15 protein-coding genes are annotated in these 15,884 nt (G+C 73.0%); all 15 read right to left on the reverse strand.

What is annotated here, in order from left to right; genetic code table 11:
* Positions 1-1,967, reverse strand: a 1,967-nt coding sequence (locus tag ABH937_RS34835; protein ID WP_370220575.1) for a glycoside hydrolase domain-containing protein, incomplete at its 3' end; no start/stop codon positions are given.
* Between the two features lie 14 nt (positions 1,968-1,981).
* Positions 1,982-3,181, reverse strand: coding sequence for a DUF4185 domain-containing protein (locus ABH937_RS34840; RefSeq protein WP_370220576.1), 1,200 nt, complete (start codon positions 3,179-3,181; stop codon positions 1,982-1,984).
* A gap of 208 nt (positions 3,182-3,389) precedes the next feature.
* Positions 3,390-4,178 carry a PE-PPE domain-containing protein gene (locus ABH937_RS34845; RefSeq protein WP_370220577.1) on the reverse strand — a complete coding sequence of 263 codons (789 nt, stop codon included), beginning with the start codon at positions 4,176-4,178 and terminating at the stop codon, positions 3,390-3,392.
* A 344-nt stretch (positions 4,179-4,522) separates the two neighbouring features.
* Positions 4,523-5,599, reverse strand: coding sequence for a zinc-ribbon domain-containing protein (locus ABH937_RS34850; protein ID WP_280693470.1), 1,077 nt, complete (start codon positions 5,597-5,599; stop codon positions 4,523-4,525).
* Between the two features lie 3 nt (positions 5,600-5,602).
* Positions 5,603-6,166, reverse strand: a complete 564-nt coding sequence (locus tag ABH937_RS34855) for a phage tail protein I (RefSeq protein ID WP_280693469.1) — start codon at positions 6,164-6,166, stop codon at positions 5,603-5,605.
* Positions 6,163-8,115 (reverse strand): putative baseplate assembly protein, encoded by a 1,953-nt coding sequence (locus ABH937_RS34860; protein ID WP_280693468.1) that lies wholly within the window; start codon positions 8,113-8,115, stop codon positions 6,163-6,165. Before ABH937_RS34860 ends, ABH937_RS34855 begins: the two co-directional genes overlap by 4 nt.
* Entirely contained in the window at positions 8,115-8,546 is a 432-nt protein-coding gene (locus ABH937_RS34865; RefSeq protein ID WP_280693467.1) for a GPW/gp25 family protein, read from the reverse strand. Before ABH937_RS34865 ends, ABH937_RS34860 begins: the two co-directional genes overlap by 1 nt.
* Complete coding sequence (locus ABH937_RS34870) at positions 8,543-8,854, reverse strand: PAAR domain-containing protein (RefSeq protein ID WP_280693466.1); 312 nt, start codon at positions 8,852-8,854, stop codon at positions 8,543-8,545. The genes ABH937_RS34865 and ABH937_RS34870 overlap by 4 nt, the downstream gene beginning before the upstream one ends.
* Positions 8,855-8,891: 37 nt before the next feature.
* Entirely contained in the window at positions 8,892-10,697 is a 1,806-nt protein-coding gene (locus tag ABH937_RS34875) for a VgrG-related protein (RefSeq protein ID WP_280693465.1), read from the reverse strand.
* Positions 10,694-11,416, reverse strand: a complete 723-nt coding sequence (locus ABH937_RS34880; RefSeq protein ID WP_280693464.1) for a LysM peptidoglycan-binding domain-containing protein — start codon at positions 11,414-11,416, stop codon at positions 10,694-10,696. Before ABH937_RS34880 ends, ABH937_RS34875 begins: the two co-directional genes overlap by 4 nt.
* 70 nt (positions 11,417-11,486) lie before the next feature.
* A complete protein-coding gene (locus tag ABH937_RS34885; RefSeq protein WP_280693463.1) occupies positions 11,487-11,912 on the reverse strand; it encodes a phage tail protein in 426 nt (141 codons plus the stop codon).
* Positions 11,913-11,971: 59 nt separating this feature from the next.
* On the reverse strand, positions 11,972-12,259 hold the full coding sequence (locus ABH937_RS34890; RefSeq protein WP_280693462.1) for a hypothetical protein: 288 nt from the start codon (positions 12,257-12,259) through the stop codon (positions 11,972-11,974).
* A gap of 2,546 nt (positions 12,260-14,805) precedes the next feature.
* Positions 14,806-14,964 carry a DUF6760 family protein gene (locus tag ABH937_RS34895; RefSeq protein WP_280693461.1) on the reverse strand — a complete coding sequence of 53 codons (159 nt, stop codon included), beginning with the start codon at positions 14,962-14,964 and terminating at the stop codon, positions 14,806-14,808.
* Positions 14,961-15,416, reverse strand: coding sequence for a hypothetical protein (locus ABH937_RS34900; protein ID WP_280693460.1), 456 nt, complete (start codon positions 15,414-15,416; stop codon positions 14,961-14,963). Before ABH937_RS34900 ends, ABH937_RS34895 begins: the two co-directional genes overlap by 4 nt.
* Entirely contained in the window at positions 15,413-15,853 is a 441-nt protein-coding gene (locus ABH937_RS34905; RefSeq protein ID WP_280693459.1) for a phage tail protein, read from the reverse strand. The genes ABH937_RS34900 and ABH937_RS34905 overlap by 4 nt, the downstream gene beginning before the upstream one ends.
* Between the last annotated feature and the right edge of the window lie 31 nt (positions 15,854-15,884).

Consider the following 15,884-nt stretch of genomic DNA (forward strand, 5'->3'; position numbering starts at 1 on the left):
GGCGTGCCGCCGGCCGGGCCACCGAAGGTGGCGTCCCAACTACTCCAACCACCATTCGGCGCGTTCTGCCAGATGTGCGAGATGTTCGCGCCACCGGGGGCAAGAGCGAACACCTCCAGTCGGCCATCCGTGTTCTGACTGACCGTCAGACCACCAGCCGGACCGCCGAAGGAGCCGTTCCAGGCGCCCCAGCCGGCCGACGGCGCGACCTGCTCACGGACCGCGATCGAGTTTCCGTTGGGCCCCAGGACGAAGACAGCCATCCGGCCGTCCGCCTCATGGCCCACCACGGGCGTGCCGCCGGCCGGGCCACCGAAGGTGGCGTCCCAACTACTCCAACCACCATTCGGCGCGTTCTGCCAGATGTGCGAGATGTTCGCGCCACCAGGGGCGAGAGCGAACACCTCCAGTCGGCCATCGGCATTCTGACCAACCGTCAGGCCGGCGGCCGGACCGCCGAAGTTGGGGTCCCAACTGCTCCAGCCACCGCCCGGCGCCGTCTGCCAGATGTGCTGGATGCTGCTCTTGCCGGGGCCGAGGACGAACAGTTCCAAGCGTCCGTCGGGGTCCCTGCCGACGACCGGCAAGCCGCCGACCGCACCGCCGAGTTGCTGCCAGGTGCCCCAGCCGCCGTTCGGGGCCGACTGCTCGCGGTAGTACAGCCCCTGCTGGTCGGGTGAGACGGCAAAGGCGATCATCGCGCCGTTGGCCTCCCGACCGATCGCGGGGTTCTGGCGGCCGTCGCCGAAGTCGTCCCAGCCGCTGCCCGGGCCTGCCTGCTGGACATCGAGGTAGTCGGAGTCGATGCCGAGCGAGATGCCGCCGTAGGTCTCGGTGATGTCACCGGCGTACTGGTGGATCCGCTGGTGGTTCGCCCACTCGTTGTCCGGGATCGTCGGGTCCGAGGTGCTGGTACTGCCACTGCCCGGCCAGATGGCGAAGTCGATGAGGTCCGGCATGGTGGCGGAACCGTAGTTGGCGACGAGGTCGGAGATCACGCCGCTGCCGTTGCCGTAGACGCCCGACAGGTAGCCCCGGGCGTGCAACTGCGTGGTCCAGGCGGACAGGTAGCCCATCACCAGGCTCGAGTACGAGGCCGGGGAGTACGGCTCGATGTCCATGTAGACCGGGGAGCCGGCCGGGAAGCCGAGTGCCGAGAGCTGCGCGATCGCGTCGTCGGCGTCGGCGGTGCCCTGGGACGGCGACGGGATCGCGGTGCAGGTGTTCTGACAGGCGCCCGGGGCCTGGTAGCCGACGTACAGCGGGATGAAGTGCCAGCCGATCGAGGCTTGTTGGGCGACCCAGCCGGAGGTCAGGTTCGGCTGGTCGCAGGTGCGGTTGACGCCGCCGAGGTAGATGCCGATCGCGCCGTAGGGCGAGGAGGCCTTCCAGGTGCCCATGGTGGACGAGTCCGGCGCCTGGCACAGGTCGAAGCCCTTGCCGGTGTAGGAGGTCGTGCTCGCACTGACCGCGGCGGCCACCGCGGGGGCGGCCGGGGTGGCGCTCCTCGGCTGCGTCCGACGAACCCTCGGCAGCCCGGCGCTGTCCAGGACCGCCTGCACCGTCGCCCGGTCGGTGCCGTAGCTCGCGGTGACGGTCAACTCCGCCGTGCTGACGGTGATTTCGCGGGCCGAGGTGTTCTCCTGGGCCGCCGGGGCGGCGCCGTGGCCGGCCGGCTGGACCAGGATCGCCTCCGTTCGTCCCATCAGGTGGGCCGGGCAGTCCTGCCGGGCCCCGGAGCGGCCCAGGTAGACGGCGTGCCGGTCGAACCGCACGCAGGTGTTCGGCGCCCGGTCCAGGTCGACCACCGGCCAGGACGCCGGAACCCTGAACGTCGCGCCCTGGTAGTGGATCGTCCTGTCGGCGCCCGCGGTCGCCGCCGCGCTTGCCGGACTCGCCGCCGCGAGGCCGGCGGACAGGAACATCAGAACGCCGACCAGCGCGCTGGTGAGGATCCTTGGTTTCACGAGGACTCCCCTCCCTACGGGTTGATGCCGTCGAACTGGAGCACCCGGTAGGCGCCTTGCGGGGTCCACTGCGAGACGATCAGGGTCAGCGAGGTGGCGCTCGCGCTGCCGGGGTGGATGTATCCGCCGTACGGGCTGTCGACCTGCGGGCGGCCCCAGTGGTTCGGCGGCCAGGTGTTGTTGGCGACGATCTGCGGGGTCGGCGCGGACCAGGCGGCATCGGGCCGGGGCGCGGTGCGGGTGCAGATCGAACCGTCCGTCACGTCGAGGTAGCTCATGCAGTACGTGCCGTTGATCCGCTTGACGGAGAACTCGCCGATGTTGTTTCCGGGCGCGAACAGCAGTGACGGCGGGGTCCCGTCGGTGGCCCAGCGCCAGTTGCTGCCGTCGTAGATCCAGTTCTGCTGGGCACCGAAGTTGCCGGCGCGGAACTCGTCCGGGTTGATCCGGAACAGCTGGATCGCGCCCTGGTCCGCGGTGTTCTTGTGGCTGCCGTTCCAGCGCTTGGAGAAGATGTAGAGCCAGCCGTCGGGGTCGATGCCGGCGAAGGACCACATCCCGTACATCGACTGGTTCACTCCCCGGTACTGGCCGTCCCAGTGCCACGGGTAGTCGGTCCAGGTCACACCGAAGTCGTCGGACCAGGCCACGCCCGACATCAGCGAGCCGTCGTCGCCGGCCGGCAGCGGATCGCCGCCGATGCCGTGCACCACCGAGGTGTACTGGAGGTAGGTGCGGCCGCCGAACTCGATGCAGTCGTTCGGGATCCGGGTGCTCTCCACGCCGTAGCCGTTGTCGACGCCGTGCGCGTAGTTGAACAACTGCGCGGCGGTGCCGTTGGGCATGGCGTAGCTGAACGAGATCGGTGCCGCGCCGGAGCTGTCGAAGCTCGCCTGGTTCAGCATCACCGGGGAGCCGAGGTAGGTGTTCCCGGCGTTGAACGAGTCGCCGAAGACGTAGCCCCAGCTCCGGTCGTGCTCCCGGTAGTACGGGATGCCCAGGTCGCCACTGCCCAGCCCGTGTTGGCTCGCCGAGTCGCCGGGCAACTGGCAGAGCGGCGCGCCGGTCTGGCCGATGCCGTTGGTCGCGGCGGCCGGCGTGGCACGGAGCAGGCCGGAGCCCGCGGCGATGGTGGTGCCCAGGGCCACCCCCGTGCCGGTCCTGAGCAGCGATCGTCGGGTGAACTCGCGGCCCGGCAGCGGTGAATCGGACATGGTTGTCTCCATTCGACGTTCGGCATTCGACGTTCGACGTTCGACGTTCGACGTTCGACGTTCGACGTTCGACGTTCGAGTGCGTTGAGTTGAGGTGTGGAACTGGACGGCTGGTGCCGTGGGCGGGGCCGCCCGGCGGTGGCCGGACGGCCCCGCTCCCCCCTGGTCAGGCGGTCTCGGTCAGGCGGTCTCGGTCAGGCCGTCTCGGTCAGGCGGTCGCCGGGTACCAGACGATCCCGTTGGCGCCGTCCTTGCCGATGGTCTGCGTCATGATGTTGCCGTCCTTCCAGTACTGCGGGTGCTGCTGGAGGAAGCCGTTGAACGAGTCCAGCGACGTCGCGTCGCAGACGCCGTCGGTGTGGATGCAGAAGCGCTGGACCGGGACGCCGGGGAAGTCGACCGGCCCGGTGCCGGGGGACACCGCGACCAGCGGCAGCGGAACGCCCGCGGGGAGCAGGTGCCAGAGGCCGGTGCCGGGCTGCATCGGGTCGGAGTAGAGCAGCCCGTCGACCTGCGAGCGCGGGACGTCGGTGCCGTTGTTCGCGATCTTCTGGAGCGTCAGGTCGCCGACCCAGGCGCCCTGGGAGTAGCCGACGATCGTGAAGCGCGCCGTGGGGTCGGCGTGGTAGGTGTTCTCCAGCGTGGTGATGGTGTTCTGGTAGCCCTGGTTCACGCTGTCGCCGAAGCTCGGCGCGAACAGGGCCGGCACCTCGTTGTGCCCCCCGATGAACGGGCCGCCGCTGGCCGGGTAACAGACCGGAACCGGAATGCCGCCGTTCAGATGCTGGTTCGCGAAGCCGTAGCTCGTGGTGCAGGTGGGCGAGTCCGCCGCCGAGCCGGTGCCGCCGATCTCGATGTAGTAGTGGTGCGGCGCGGCGGCGTGGGCGGCGGTCGGCACGGCGGCCGCCGTGGCGGCGAGCGCCAGCGCGGCGGCGCCGAGGACGGCCTTGCAGCGACGGACGAAGGCGTTCGGGCTCGGGTTGGACATGTCGGCCATGCTTGTCGACTCCCTTGGGCGGAACGGGTGGGCCGAGCGGAGCGGGCGACCGTGTCGGCCGGTCGATCTCCGGTCTCGGTAACGCAGCCTGTTGCTCCGTCAGCTGCCGCGTCGGCATCGCCGCGCTGCCTGCTGCCGGTTGTGGCTGCTGCTGCCCATCCTGGTGTTCGGCCTGGTCACCGGGCCATGCCATGGACCGGCCAAATATGGCCGGTCATCCGGATACCGTGGTCCGCGCTGCATGGCGGTGCCCCGCGCAAGGCGTGCGGCACCGAGTTGACCGGTCAGGCCGGCGCAGCGCATGGGTCAGCGCGTCACGGCTCGAGGTGCCGGAGTGCCGGCGCTCAACCGCGCTTGAAGAACTCCACCTCGGCCAAGGCGATGTCGCGTCCGGCTCCCGTGCCGGCCGCGGCGCGGACGGTGAGGGTCACTCGCACCACGTCGCTGACTCCGGTCAGCACCGTCTGCGGGCCCGGCTTGTCGTTCAGGGACACGGTCTGCTCGTGCACCTTTCCGTCCGACGCCGTGATCTGCAGATCCAGGGTCGTGGCGCGGGCCTCCTGCTGGAACTGCTGCGGATCGGTGGAGTCACCGGTGTGGATGATCAGGTCCACCAGGCGGAAGGGGGCGCGGAAGGTGAAGGTGATCGAGTCACCGAGCTTCGGCGCTGCCCAGTAGGTGTTCGTGAGGCCGTCGTCGGCGGCGGAGGCGGGATGGCCGGGGTCCGCGGCGCTCGCCGCGACCGCCGTGGGACTGATCGCCGAGGCGCTGCGGAGCTTGTCCAGCACGTCCTCGTAGGCGTTGCGGAGCGCCGGGTAGCAGATGATCCCCGCGACCACCAGTGCCACCACCACGAGCAGCGCGATGATCCGGCGCATGGCGTTGCCGGTGCCACCGATGCGCACCCGGCGCCGGAACGGCCAGCGGGTGCGCCACCACGGCAGGGCCGCCACGGGTTCGACGACGGTCAGCGGTGCCGCGCAGCGCCGGCAGAACCGCCGGTCGGGCCGGTTGGGCGTGCCGCACCGGGGGCACGGGGGGCCGTCCTGGGCGTCGTCGGCCACGGACTGCCGTACGACGGGGCGTTGCGCGATGGGCTTGGCAGGCTGCACGGCCACCGGGTCGGGCGCAGACGTTCGATCGGCCTCCACCTCTCGGCCGGCCTCGGGCTCGGGTTGTGCACGACGCGGGCGCGGGGGCGCCGCCTCGGTGGCAGGCGGACTCGGCGGCTCGGCGGCCGGCACGGGGTTCTGCGGCTCCGCCGGCGCGCCGCTCGGCGGAGCCGCAGGCGCGGCCCGCTCCTCGGTGGCGGCGGTCGCCCCTGCGGTGGACGTCGCCTGCCAGCCGAGGTACGCACCGCAGTTGCCGCAGAAGTCGTCCCCGTCCTCGTTGACCGTTCCGCACTCGGGGCATGCACGCATCCGTCAGCTCTCCGCTCTCCCGGGTGGGCCGGGCAGGATCTGCACCCGGCAGGTGAGGTGGACCGGGCAGGACGCCCTGACGACGGCCAGCACCTGGTCCATGTCCACCGGTGCGGTGCGCTCGGCCCAGACCAGGACCAGCAGCTCCCCGGAGGGCGCGGGCGGCAGGGCGGCGTCCGCGGCCGTGGACCAGGCCACGCCGCCGCCGTCGACGATCTGCGAACCGACCCCCAGGATCAGCCGCAGCCGGTCCTCGAGTCCCCGCCGGGTTCCGCGCCGCCGGTGCAGCTCCAGGGCGCGCTCGACCACGCTGCGGCGCACCTCCTCGGGCCAGGCCGGGTCCCACTCCACGGCGACCCAGGACGCCAGCCAGGCGAGGAAGTCCGGCGGCGCCAGGCGTGGTTCGAAGTAGGCGGGCAGGTTGTCGAGGGTGGCGAACACCGGGGCGAGGACGGTGTCCAGACCGGCGGTGAACCGCTGGGCGAAGTCGTCGTCGGCGTAGAGCGCCGGCAGCAGCTCGCCGATCGGATGGGGGCTGGGCAGGCCCGGAACAGCCGCCCTGCTCATGACGTACCACCCGGGGAGACCGCGACCTGGTGCTGGTGGGAGAAGACGAGGGCGTCCGGTGCGACGTCGACCCGTTCGGCGGGCGCGCCCCGGCGTCCGGTGACGGGGTCCGCCGGGAACAGGCGCAACTCCTCGACGGCCGCCACGCCGTCCACCCGCTGGAGCACGGCGAACATCTCCCCGTACTGCACCGCCCGGCCGAACGGCCAGCCCGATCCGTCGGGACCGCCGCGCAGCGGGTTGAGGTAGCCGAACAGCGCCGCCAGCGCCGCCTCCCGCACCCGCTCGGCGTCCGGGGACCGGGTGGTGAGCCGGGCCACCACCGTCACGCCCTGGTAGTCGGGGGGCTGCACGACCAGCCGGGTGCCGATCAGCCGCCGTTCGTCGAGGGCCGCCGCGATGGCGGCCAACATCCGCTCACCCGGGATCAGTTGCTCGAACCGCAGGCGGTCGCCCTCGTCCGCCACCGCGTCCGGTACCACCAGCACCCGCACCGCGCCCGCTTCCCCGGCGACGGCCGGCACGCACGCGACCCGGGCGGCGGCGGGGGCGGCCTGCCGGGCGATCAGCTCGAAGTCCTCGGCCGTGACGGCACGTTCCTGCAAGCGCAGCAGCTGGGGGGCGCGCAGTTTGGCGTTCTCCACCGTCTCGCCGTCGACCCCGCCCCTGGCCGCCTCGCGGTTGTCGACCCTGGCCAGGTACGGGACCGAGCTGCGCAGCACCGAGATCGTGCCGCGGGCGACGTTTCCCGCGCTCCCGCCGCCGGTGCGGTACCGCGCCACGCGCAGTTGCGCGCCCTTGGGCGGCACGGCGCCGAAGGCGCGCAGGCTCCCGTCGGGTTCCCGGACCGCGGGCGGGAAGGCGAACTCGCCCGTGGTCGCGTCGATCACCACGTGCCGGTCGGTCGGTGCCGAGTCCCCGAAGTGCTCGACGGCCGTCCACCGCTCCCAGCCCTCGCCCGCCGAGGCCTCGACCACGGGGGGCTCGCCGTCGAGCAGGACGGGCGGCCGCGCGAGGCGGAAGCGTTGGCCCGCGATCCCTTCCGAGGTGCCCAGCGGCGCGTCGGTCACGGTCTGCGCGTGGACGACGGTGGCGCTGGCGCCGACCGTGAACACCTCGGCCCGGCGGATCGTGGGGGACTCGGCGTAGAACGGCTGGCCCGGTTCCGGCTCGGTCGTCCGACAGCGCAGCCAGCCCGCCCGCCGTCCGGCGACCACCGAGGCGACGTGCCCGGCGGGGACGAACACCACCACCTCGCCCGGCCGGTTGAGGCCACCGGTGGTGTCGGAGCCGGTCTCGCAGGCGATCCACCGCGCCCCGTCCCACACCTCCCACACCAGGGGCGGCTGCCGCGGGTCGACGCCGACGCCCTCCACCCGGCTGTCCAGCCGGACGACCAGGATGCAGCGCGGGACGACGGCCGGCAGCGCGAACAGCATGGCGTCCCCGACCGCGGGCCGCGGTTGGAAGCACGGCACGTCCACGCCGTCGGCCAGTCGTGCCGTGCGGTCGGTCTGCTCCCCCGAGACGGAGACCGTGACCAGGAGTTCGAGCGAGCTGGGGACGACGGGGAGGTCCTCGACGGTGGAGAACACCACCGCCTCCTCGGTCTCGGTCCGCAGCGTGGAGACCTCGGTGCCCGCCCGCAGGACGACGGTCTCGGGCTGGGGAGCCGACAGCCAGAAGTCGACCGCCGCCCGCGCCGCGGCCGGCGGGAAGAGCCGGATGCCCAGCAGGTCGAGGAAGGCGGAGTAGTTCTTCTCCGGCACCCGGTTCAGCCGGTAGAGCAGCTGGTCCACCAGGTACGCGAAGGTCTCGATGAGGGTGACTCCCGGATCGGACACGTTGTGGTCGGTCCACTCCGGTGCGCGCTGCTGCACGTACCGCTTCGCCTCGTCGACGAGTTGCTGGAACCGGCGGTCGTCCAGGTTCGGGGAGGGCAGCGCCATCAGCTCGCGCCCCCGTCCGAGGCCGGCGGGGCGTCCGGGGAGTCCGGGATCGTGTAGAAGGGGAAGACGAGGTTGCGGCGGTCGTTGGTGGACCGCACCGTGTAGTGCACGTCGATGTAGAGGGTGCCCGCGTCCACGGTGTCGAAGGCGATCACCACGTCGTCGACCTCGATGCGGGGCTCCCAGCGTTCCAGCGCGGTGCGCACCTCGCGCTCGATGCGGCCGGCGGTGGTGTTGTCGCCCGGCGCGAAGACGTACTCGTGGATGCCGCAGCCGAACTCCGGGCGCATCGGCCGCTCTCCGGGCGCGGTGCCGAGGACGAGCCGGATGGCCTCCGCGATCTCCCGGTCCCGGTCGACCATGCCGATGCCGCCGGTGGCGTTCACCCGCAGCGGGAAGGCCCAGCCCCGGCCGATGAATCCGCCGCTCATACAGAGCCTCCGATCAGCACGTTGAACGCACCGGTCGAGATGGTGGCGCCGCAGGCCGTGTCGTCCCCCATCCGCGCCGCGGGCAACCCGCCGATCAGGACCTCTCCCCCGGCGGCCGCCCCGAGGTTGGGCAGCACGAGGTTGGCGGGCCCGAGTTCCACGTGGGGGACGCAGGCGTGCAGGCTGCCGGCGACCGCGGCCGGCCGGCCACCGATCAGCACGGTCTCCACCGCGACGGCGCCTGGCGGCGGGGTGGTGATCACGCCGCCGTGGTCGGTGGCATCGCCGGTCCGGGCTGCGGGGGGCATCTGCGGTCTCCAATCGGGTGGTTCGAACTCCGGTCGTTCAGTTGATCCGGACGAGGTCGGCCTTGAGCACCGCCGTCGCCCCGCCGTCCACGGTGACCGCCGCCGGGCTCTCGACGGTCACCGCCGTCTCGCCGTGGACGGTCACCGATCCCCCTTGCAACTTCACCTCTCCCGTACCGGCGTCGATGGTGATGCCGGACGAGGTGAGGCGTACCGAACTCGCCGCCGCACCGTCGGCGTCGAAGACGGTCAGCACGATCTCACCGCCCTCCCGCTCGTCCAGCCGAACCTCCAACTTCCGGTTGCCGCTGGCCAGCCGGACGCCGGACGGGCCGCCCGGCACGTCCAGCAGCTCCAGCCGGTTCCCCGAACGGGAGACCAGCGAACGGCGGTTGACCTTGCCGGCGGCCGCGTCGATCAGTGGCACATCGTGCGGCGAGGGTTGGTCGACACCGTTGTAGAGGCCGCCCAGCACGTAGGGGCTGTCCAGGCAGCCCTGCTCGAAGCCCACCAGTACCTCGTCATTGACCTCGGGGCTGAACACGCCGCCGCCGCCCTGCCCGCCCCACTGCACCGTGCGCACCCAGTCGGAGACATAAGTGTCGTCCAGCCACGGGAACTTCAGCCGCACCCAGCCGCGCTTCCCGTTCTCCGGTTCCCGCACATCGGTGACCACGGCGACGGCCAGCCCCGGCATCCGCGGCCCGCGCGGCGGCGCGTTGCCGCCGGTGACGAGCCCGGCCAGCGAGCGGTCCGCCGCCGCACTCACCACCACCGTGGTCCGGTAGCCGCGGTACGGCTCCAGGAGGTGGCGCACCGCGGTGGCGGTGTAGCGGCCGGAGAAGGCGGCACCGACGTTGCCCAGGGCGATGGGTGTGCCCGCTCGCAGCCGCGGGTCGCCCTCCACGACCGCCTCCAACTCGCCCAGTCCGGCGGCGATCTCGGCGGCGATCGACTGGGCGGCGGCGGTGGTCTCCGCCTGGGTGCGGTACGGGGTGTCGGCGACGGTCAGCCGGGTGCCGCGGTTGAAGGCATCGGCCACCGCCGAGGGACTCAGCCCCGGTCGCACGGTCTGACTGGCCACCGACGGTTCGGTGGCGACCAGCGCCGTCCTGGTGGTGACGTTCCAGCCGCGCACCTCGACCGTGTCCGCCCCGGCGGCGCCCGTCAGGACACCGCGCAGCTCCAGCAGGTTGCGCCCGTACTCCAGCACCATCGGGTTCTGCGGCGCGGGGGTGCTGGGGGCCGGGGCCGAGGCTGCCGGCTCGGGCTTGACGAACTCCAGCATCGCGTCCTGGTCCAGGCGCACCAGCGCGCCGCTCTCCCGCGCCAGGTACTGGAGGAACTCCCAGTCCGAGACGTTGGCCTGCGAGAGCTGCTGGTGCACGACGGGGAACGGGTCGACGCGACCGATCTGCAGCCTCGCGCCCGCGGCGACCTTGCGGACGATGTCCGAGGTCGTCATGTTGTGGAACGCCTTCACCCGGCGCCCGCGCATCAGCCGATGGGTCACCGCCGAGGCCCGGACCACGGTGAACGAGCCCGTGGTGTCCACCTCCAGCTCCAGCGCGACCACCTCGCCGATGAACAGCCGCACCTGCGCGTGCCCCTGCACGGTGACGGCGGAGACCCGCAACCGGGTGCCGATGGTGATCCCGGTGGCGGCGAGGAAGGTGTGGTTCGGGTCGCGGTACATCAGCACGGCGGTGTCGGGCAGGCCGACGCTCTGCTCGACGTCGCAGGAGACCAACTCCGAGACCCAGACCGGCGGCAGCGGGCCCGGCGCCTCGACGACGGGGTCCGCGGCGAACGCCCGGCCGCCTCGGGACTCGGGAGTCGTCATGGCCGCCCCCTTTCTGACTGTTCGTCAATTCTCGGCACGATCAACTCGGTTCCGGGAGCCAACGCCATGGGGTCGTCGATGCCGTTGGCCTCGGCGATGGTGCGCCAGACCGTCGCGTCGCCGTACTCGCGCCAGGCGAGCATGGGCAGGCTGTCACCGGCGATCACCCGGTGGGTGCTGCGCGCCTCCAGCGATCCTGAGGTCGGGTTCTGGCCCGGCGGATCGACACTGGCCTCCTGGATGGCGAGCGAGCAGGTGGCCCGCAGCGGCTTGCCGTCCACGTCGAAGAGCGTGTAGGTGACCTGGAGAGCGGTCAGCACCCCGTTGAACGACGTCGTCGTGGAGGAGCCCCAGTCCAGCCGGATCCACGGGCTCGCCGGGGTCTTGCGCGCCAGGCTGCTGGGCGTGGGGACGCACGCCGTCATCAGCTGCTTCACCGCCCGCTCCACCGAGTTGTCATGGGTCGCCGTCGCGTCGAGGAACACGTCGAGGCTGAGCGAGCGCGGTCCGCTGCCGACGAACTCGGGCAGCGCGGACTGGCCGGCCATCCGGGACGGGGTGCGGCGCCACTCCGTGGTCTTGCGCAGCACGAGACTTGCCGGGTTGAACTGGAGCGGCAGCTTGGCAAGCTCCCCGCCCGGCTCGGCGCCGACCGTCGAAGGTGGCTCCATGATGGTCAGTTGGGCGCGGGTGACACTCTTGGGGACAGCCGTGGACATTCCTCACCTCCTTCCTGGAGGCTCTGTCGGGTGGGGTGTGCCATGGTGGCGGGTCGTGCGCGGCGGTGGGTCATGACGGGCGCAGGCCCATGTGGGCGATTTCCAGCGTCTCCAGGGCGACTTGGGAGTTCGAGGGGTCGAACGACGGGCCCTGCCACCGCACCGGCACGATGCCGAGCACCTGCCAGCTGACGATGGTGCTCAAGTCAGGCCGCAGCACGACGATTTCACCGTTCTTGGGCTCCACCCGGCGGATGATCTCGTCCAGCCAGCGCGCGATCTTGGTGGTGTCCGCGGTGACCGCGCGGGTCAACGTGATGTTCGACCAGGTGATGCGGCCCGGGAGTTGCCAGGCGAAGCCGTTGTTCCCGCCCTCCGCGTACTGCTGGATCTCGACCTGGGCGCCGAGTCCCGAGCAGGTCGAGAACTGCCCCAGGTCGTTGCCGCCGATCGTGAGCCTGAAGAAGACGCTCGTCGCGAAAGTGTTGTCGGTCATCGCTGCCTCCGTCGCCGGTCCACCGCTGCCTGTACCTGTACTGCCGCTGCGTCGCTCACTCAGCGGCGGCCGTCGTACGGCCGTCCGGCGCGCTCCCTTCCCCTGCGCAGTTCGGTGCGCAGCAGCCGCCCGACGGGTTCGACCAGGCTGCGGGCCAGTTCGTCGAGGTCGGGGGCGGCGGGGGCCTCGGTCTGGGTGCCGGTGCTCGTCGTTGTGGTGCTCGCGGTTGTGGCGGTGCTCGCGGTTGTGGCGGTGCTGGTCGTGGCGGTGCTCGCAGTCGTGGCGGTGCTCGCTTGCGCGGGCACTGCGGTCAACGGCACCCCGGAGAGCCCCTCTTCCTCGGCCACCCGCTGCAGTACCCGCGCCGTGGCGGCAGACGGCCGCGACCACGAGAGCGGCGCCGGAGAGAGGGGAGCCGCCGTGGTGGGCGCCGTCCAGGTACCGTCGCTCGCCGGCTGCCCCGGGGACGGCCGCGCGGACCGGGCGCCGACGGGCAGCCGCTGGACTGCCGCCGCTCCTTGCGGTGGTGCGAGGCGTACCCGGGGCACGCTCGGTCCCGGTCCACCCCGTGCGGCGCGCGCGGGCGCGGTAGCGCTGAGGGGCATGGCAGTTGTCGGGGTGGCGACGGACGGCGCGGTCCGGCGCCCGCGTCGCACGCGCTGCGCAGGGACCGCTGCGGGCCCGGGGGCGGGTCCGGGCAGCGGTGGCCGGGCAGTCGGCTCGGTGGGGCGAGAGCCGGTCGGCGGCACCGGCCGCGCATCCGCCTCGGTCCGGCGCGAACCGCCGGACACCGAGCGCTGCACGCTCGGACGCCCCGCACGAGCTCCCGCACGAGTTCCCGAAGGGACAGCGCCGCGCTCCGGAGACTGCGAGCGCCGGGCCGCCGCGCCCGACGGGCTGACCGGTGTCGACGGAGGCGAGGCGGGCGCGGCAGCGGGCGCGGCCCGGGACTGCCGGGCCCTCACCTCACCACCGTCGGCGCCGAGTTCCGCCGGTGGCGCCGGGTGCCGGGCGTCGGGTCGGCGGGCAGCTTCGCGCCGTTGGAGCCGTAGGGCGGCGGTGACACGGCGCCGCCAAGTCCCAGGCGCCGCCGGCTCCGCGCCCGGCCGGGTGTCGGTGCGCGCGGGAGGGTCGGGCGGGTCCTGCCGCCAGGCGGCCTTGACGACGGGCGCGGCGGACGCGGCGGACGCCGGTGCGGGGCCGGTACCGGCCGCGGGCGCCGCCGCCACGGGTGTGGCGGCGAGAGCGAGCCCCATCCGGCGCTCGCCGAGCAGTCCCCGAGTGCGGTGGCCGGGCTCGGCCGCACGCGCCGGGCCACCTCCCCCCGGGCCACCTCCGATCGGCGGGCGCACCGGTACCGTCGGCCCGTACTCGCCCGGCGCAACGGCCGTCTGCACGCTCGGGGCGGCGCCGGCGCTGCGGGGGTGCCGGGTCTGTTCCGGGGCAGCGGCCGGCTGCGGTGGCCTGGGACCGGTGGTCGGCGCGCCGTTCCCGCGCGCGGATCCACTCCCGTCCCCCGTGCCGCGCCGCACCGGGGCGCGCCTGCCGGAAGACGCGGCAGTGCCGGTCGGCGACCCTGCGGTCGGCGGCAGCGCATCGAGGGGTGCGCCCAGTCCCCCGCGCGTGCGTGCGGCGGGCGCTGCCGTCGGCGGAACGACGGTGGACCCGCCACCCCGGTCGGGCTCGGGCTGTGCGTTGGCGGGGCGCGACCGTACCTGACCGCCCACTTGGGGGACGGCCGACGGTCCCGGCCCGCCGGGCGCGCCCGTCACCGGGTCGGCAGGGCCGACCGGCCGGGCGGAGGAGGGGACGATCGGCATCGGCGCGGACACCGGACCCGACCTGCCCTCGGTGCCGCTGCGACCGTCGGCGGCGGGCCGTGGCGAGGCGCTCGCGGGCAGCGACGTCAGCGGCGCGCCGAGAAGTGGCCGGCCTGCTACGGCACTTCGCTGCACGGTCGGGTCGGTCGGTCGGGCCGAGGCGGTCGGCGTGGGCGACTCGGGAATCGCGGGAGTCACGGGAGTACCGGGAGTCACGGGCGAGCGGGTGCCGGCGGGCGGCGCCTCGCCCGGCCCGGGTTGCGCCCCGGCAACTCGCCCGGGCGTCGACGTCGCCCCCGCCACGCGTGCCGCACCGGCGGGCGGGACCACGGCCACCGTCCGCACGGGCAGCGACCGGGGCCGCGGCGCCACGGTCAGCGGCTCGCCGACCGAACGCGGGAGAACCGGGCGCGAAGCAACCGCGCGCGGCCGATCCTCCCGTCCCGCCGCCGGCGCACCCCCGCCGTCAGGAGCCCTGCCAGCACGCGCTCCGGCGAGGCGGTCCCCGGGAACCACCGGCGTCACCGGCGTCACCGACCTGACGGGCAGCCGTCGCTGGACGGCTCCGGACCGCCGCACCTGCCGCCCCGCCCCGCTCCGCGTCCCGCCGAGCCGCGCGGGCTGGGCGACCTGCGCGGCCTGCTCCAGCGCCGCGTCCGCCGCCGGCGCAACGTACGCCGGCGCGACGTCCGGCAGCGGCACCACGTACGGCAGCGCGGGCCCGGACGCACCGGCCACCGTCGCCGGGCCCAGCGGCCGTCCCACCACCCGCAGGATCCCTGCCGGAGCCGACGGGAGCAGCGCATGCCCGATGGCGCCGCACCGGCACGGGTCCTGCCAGGCCGCGAGCCGGGACCGGAACCGCAGGCCGTCGCTGACCCCGGTCACCGCCCGCGCGATGGTCGGCGTCAACGGCGCGACCGCACGCCAGCCCCCGTCCCACCCCGCGCCGCGACGCTCCGGTGCCCGCTCCTCGGCCTGCGGAGCCCGCACCTCGCCCGGCGTGTCGCGAACCTCGCCCGCCGCGCCGTCGGTCCCCCGGCGGGTGAGCCGGTCCCAGAAGCCCATGCCGCTCACCCGCCCTCGTTGACGCGCGTGTTGATCCGCGCGATCTCCCGTACCCACTCCCGGCGTTCGCGGTGGGTCAGGTCGAGGATCGACTCACGCTGCCAGTGGAAGTGGTAGGCGACGTACGCGATCTCCTCGTACAGCCGAGCAGGCGCGTACGTCACGATTCCCCCAGGCGCCCACCGGCGAGGTCCACCTCGAACGTGCCGTCGCAGTGCGGGCAGGTGACCGCCGCGCGGGTGTGGCCTTCGCTGTTGATCCGCTCGTAGAAGTCCTGGAGGAACGCCACGTCGGTCGCGTACATCTGCTCGACCACACCGGCGTGCACGTCGGTCACGGTGCCGAGCCTGGTGATCACGTGGCTGAGCAGCACCACGCTCAGGTAGGCCGGGTTCTCCTTGACCCGCAGGTCGATCTGGGGCATCAGCTCGTCCCGCGCGGTGGCCAGGCGCATGGCGCCGTACCGGTGCACCGTGCCGTCGTCGTCCACGTACCCCCGCGGCAGCTCGAACTCGAACTCCGTGTGCGGCTCCCGCTGCTGGCCGGGTGCGGCGGTCGACTGCTCCGCACCCGGTACCTGCGCCAGGACTTCGTCAAGGCCGATCCGACGCCTCATTCGACCGTGATCTCTTCGAACACGATGGTCACCGTCTCGGTCGCGGGCCCCGAGTCGCCCGCGCTGAAGGTCGGGCCCTCCCAGCGGCTGACCCAGGCGTTCGTCAGCTGGATGCGGCGCGCGGTGCGGGTCTCGGTGTTCTTGACCTCGATGGTGAGGTTCTGCCGCGCGCTGTTGATCGCACCCTTGTTGAGGGTCTCCTTGATCCACTTCGTGAAGGCCGAACTCGAGTCGAGACCGCGCTTGATGGTCACCTCGCCCGGCCGCCGCGCTCCCGGCTGCTTGCGGACGATCAGCTTGCCCTGCTGGCTCACCTGCCGGTACTCGATCACGTCCTGTTCGACGACGAGGTTGCTGACCTCCTGGAGGTACTCGACGTTGTAGCCGCCGAGTTGGACGCCGAACGTATGTGTGACGAGCGGATCGCCTTGTGCCATGACTTCCTGTCACCTTCCCGTGTGTGTGCCG

It is taken from the genome of Kitasatospora sp. GAS1066B, from assembly GCF_041262605.1.
In the GTDB taxonomy this organism is placed as follows: domain Bacteria; phylum Actinomycetota; class Actinomycetes; order Streptomycetales; family Streptomycetaceae; genus Kitasatospora.

Excerpts from the sequence above, each read along its gene's own strand:
- ABH937_RS34905 (WP_280693459.1), bottom strand. The coding sequence starts at position 15,853 with ATGGCACAAGGCGATCCGCTCGTCACACATACGTTCGGCGTCCAACTC.
- ABH937_RS34860 (WP_280693468.1), bottom strand. The coding sequence starts at position 8,115 with ATGGCGCTGCCCTCCCCGAACCTGGACGACCGCCGGTTCCAGCAACTC.
- ABH937_RS34885 (WP_280693463.1), bottom strand. The coding sequence starts at position 11,912 with ATGACCGACAACACTTTCGCGACGAGCGTCTTCTTCAGGCTCACGATC.
- ABH937_RS34850 (WP_280693470.1), bottom strand. The coding sequence starts at position 5,599 with ATGCGTGCATGCCCCGAGTGCGGAACGGTCAACGAGGACGGGGACGAC.
- ABH937_RS34875 (WP_280693465.1), bottom strand. The coding sequence starts at position 10,697 with ATGACGACTCCCGAGTCCCGAGGCGGCCGGGCGTTCGCCGCGGACCCC.
- ABH937_RS34900 (WP_280693460.1), bottom strand. The coding sequence starts at position 15,416 with ATGAGGCGTCGGATCGGCCTTGACGAAGTCCTGGCGCAGGTACCGGGT.
- ABH937_RS34845 (WP_370220577.1), bottom strand. The coding sequence starts at position 4,178 with ATGGCCGACATGTCCAACCCGAGCCCGAACGCCTTCGTCCGTCGCTGC.
- ABH937_RS34840 (WP_370220576.1), bottom strand. The coding sequence starts at position 3,181 with ATGTCCGATTCACCGCTGCCGGGCCGCGAGTTCACCCGACGATCGCTG.
- ABH937_RS34880 (WP_280693464.1), bottom strand. The coding sequence starts at position 11,416 with ATGTCCACGGCTGTCCCCAAGAGTGTCACCCGCGCCCAACTGACCATC.
- ABH937_RS34870 (WP_280693466.1), bottom strand. The coding sequence starts at position 8,854 with ATGCCCCCCGCAGCCCGGACCGGCGATGCCACCGACCACGGCGGCGTG.
- ABH937_RS34855 (WP_280693469.1), bottom strand. The coding sequence starts at position 6,166 with ATGAGCAGGGCGGCTGTTCCGGGCCTGCCCAGCCCCCATCCGATCGGC.
- ABH937_RS34865 (WP_280693467.1), bottom strand. The coding sequence starts at position 8,546 with ATGAGCGGCGGATTCATCGGCCGGGGCTGGGCCTTCCCGCTGCGGGTG.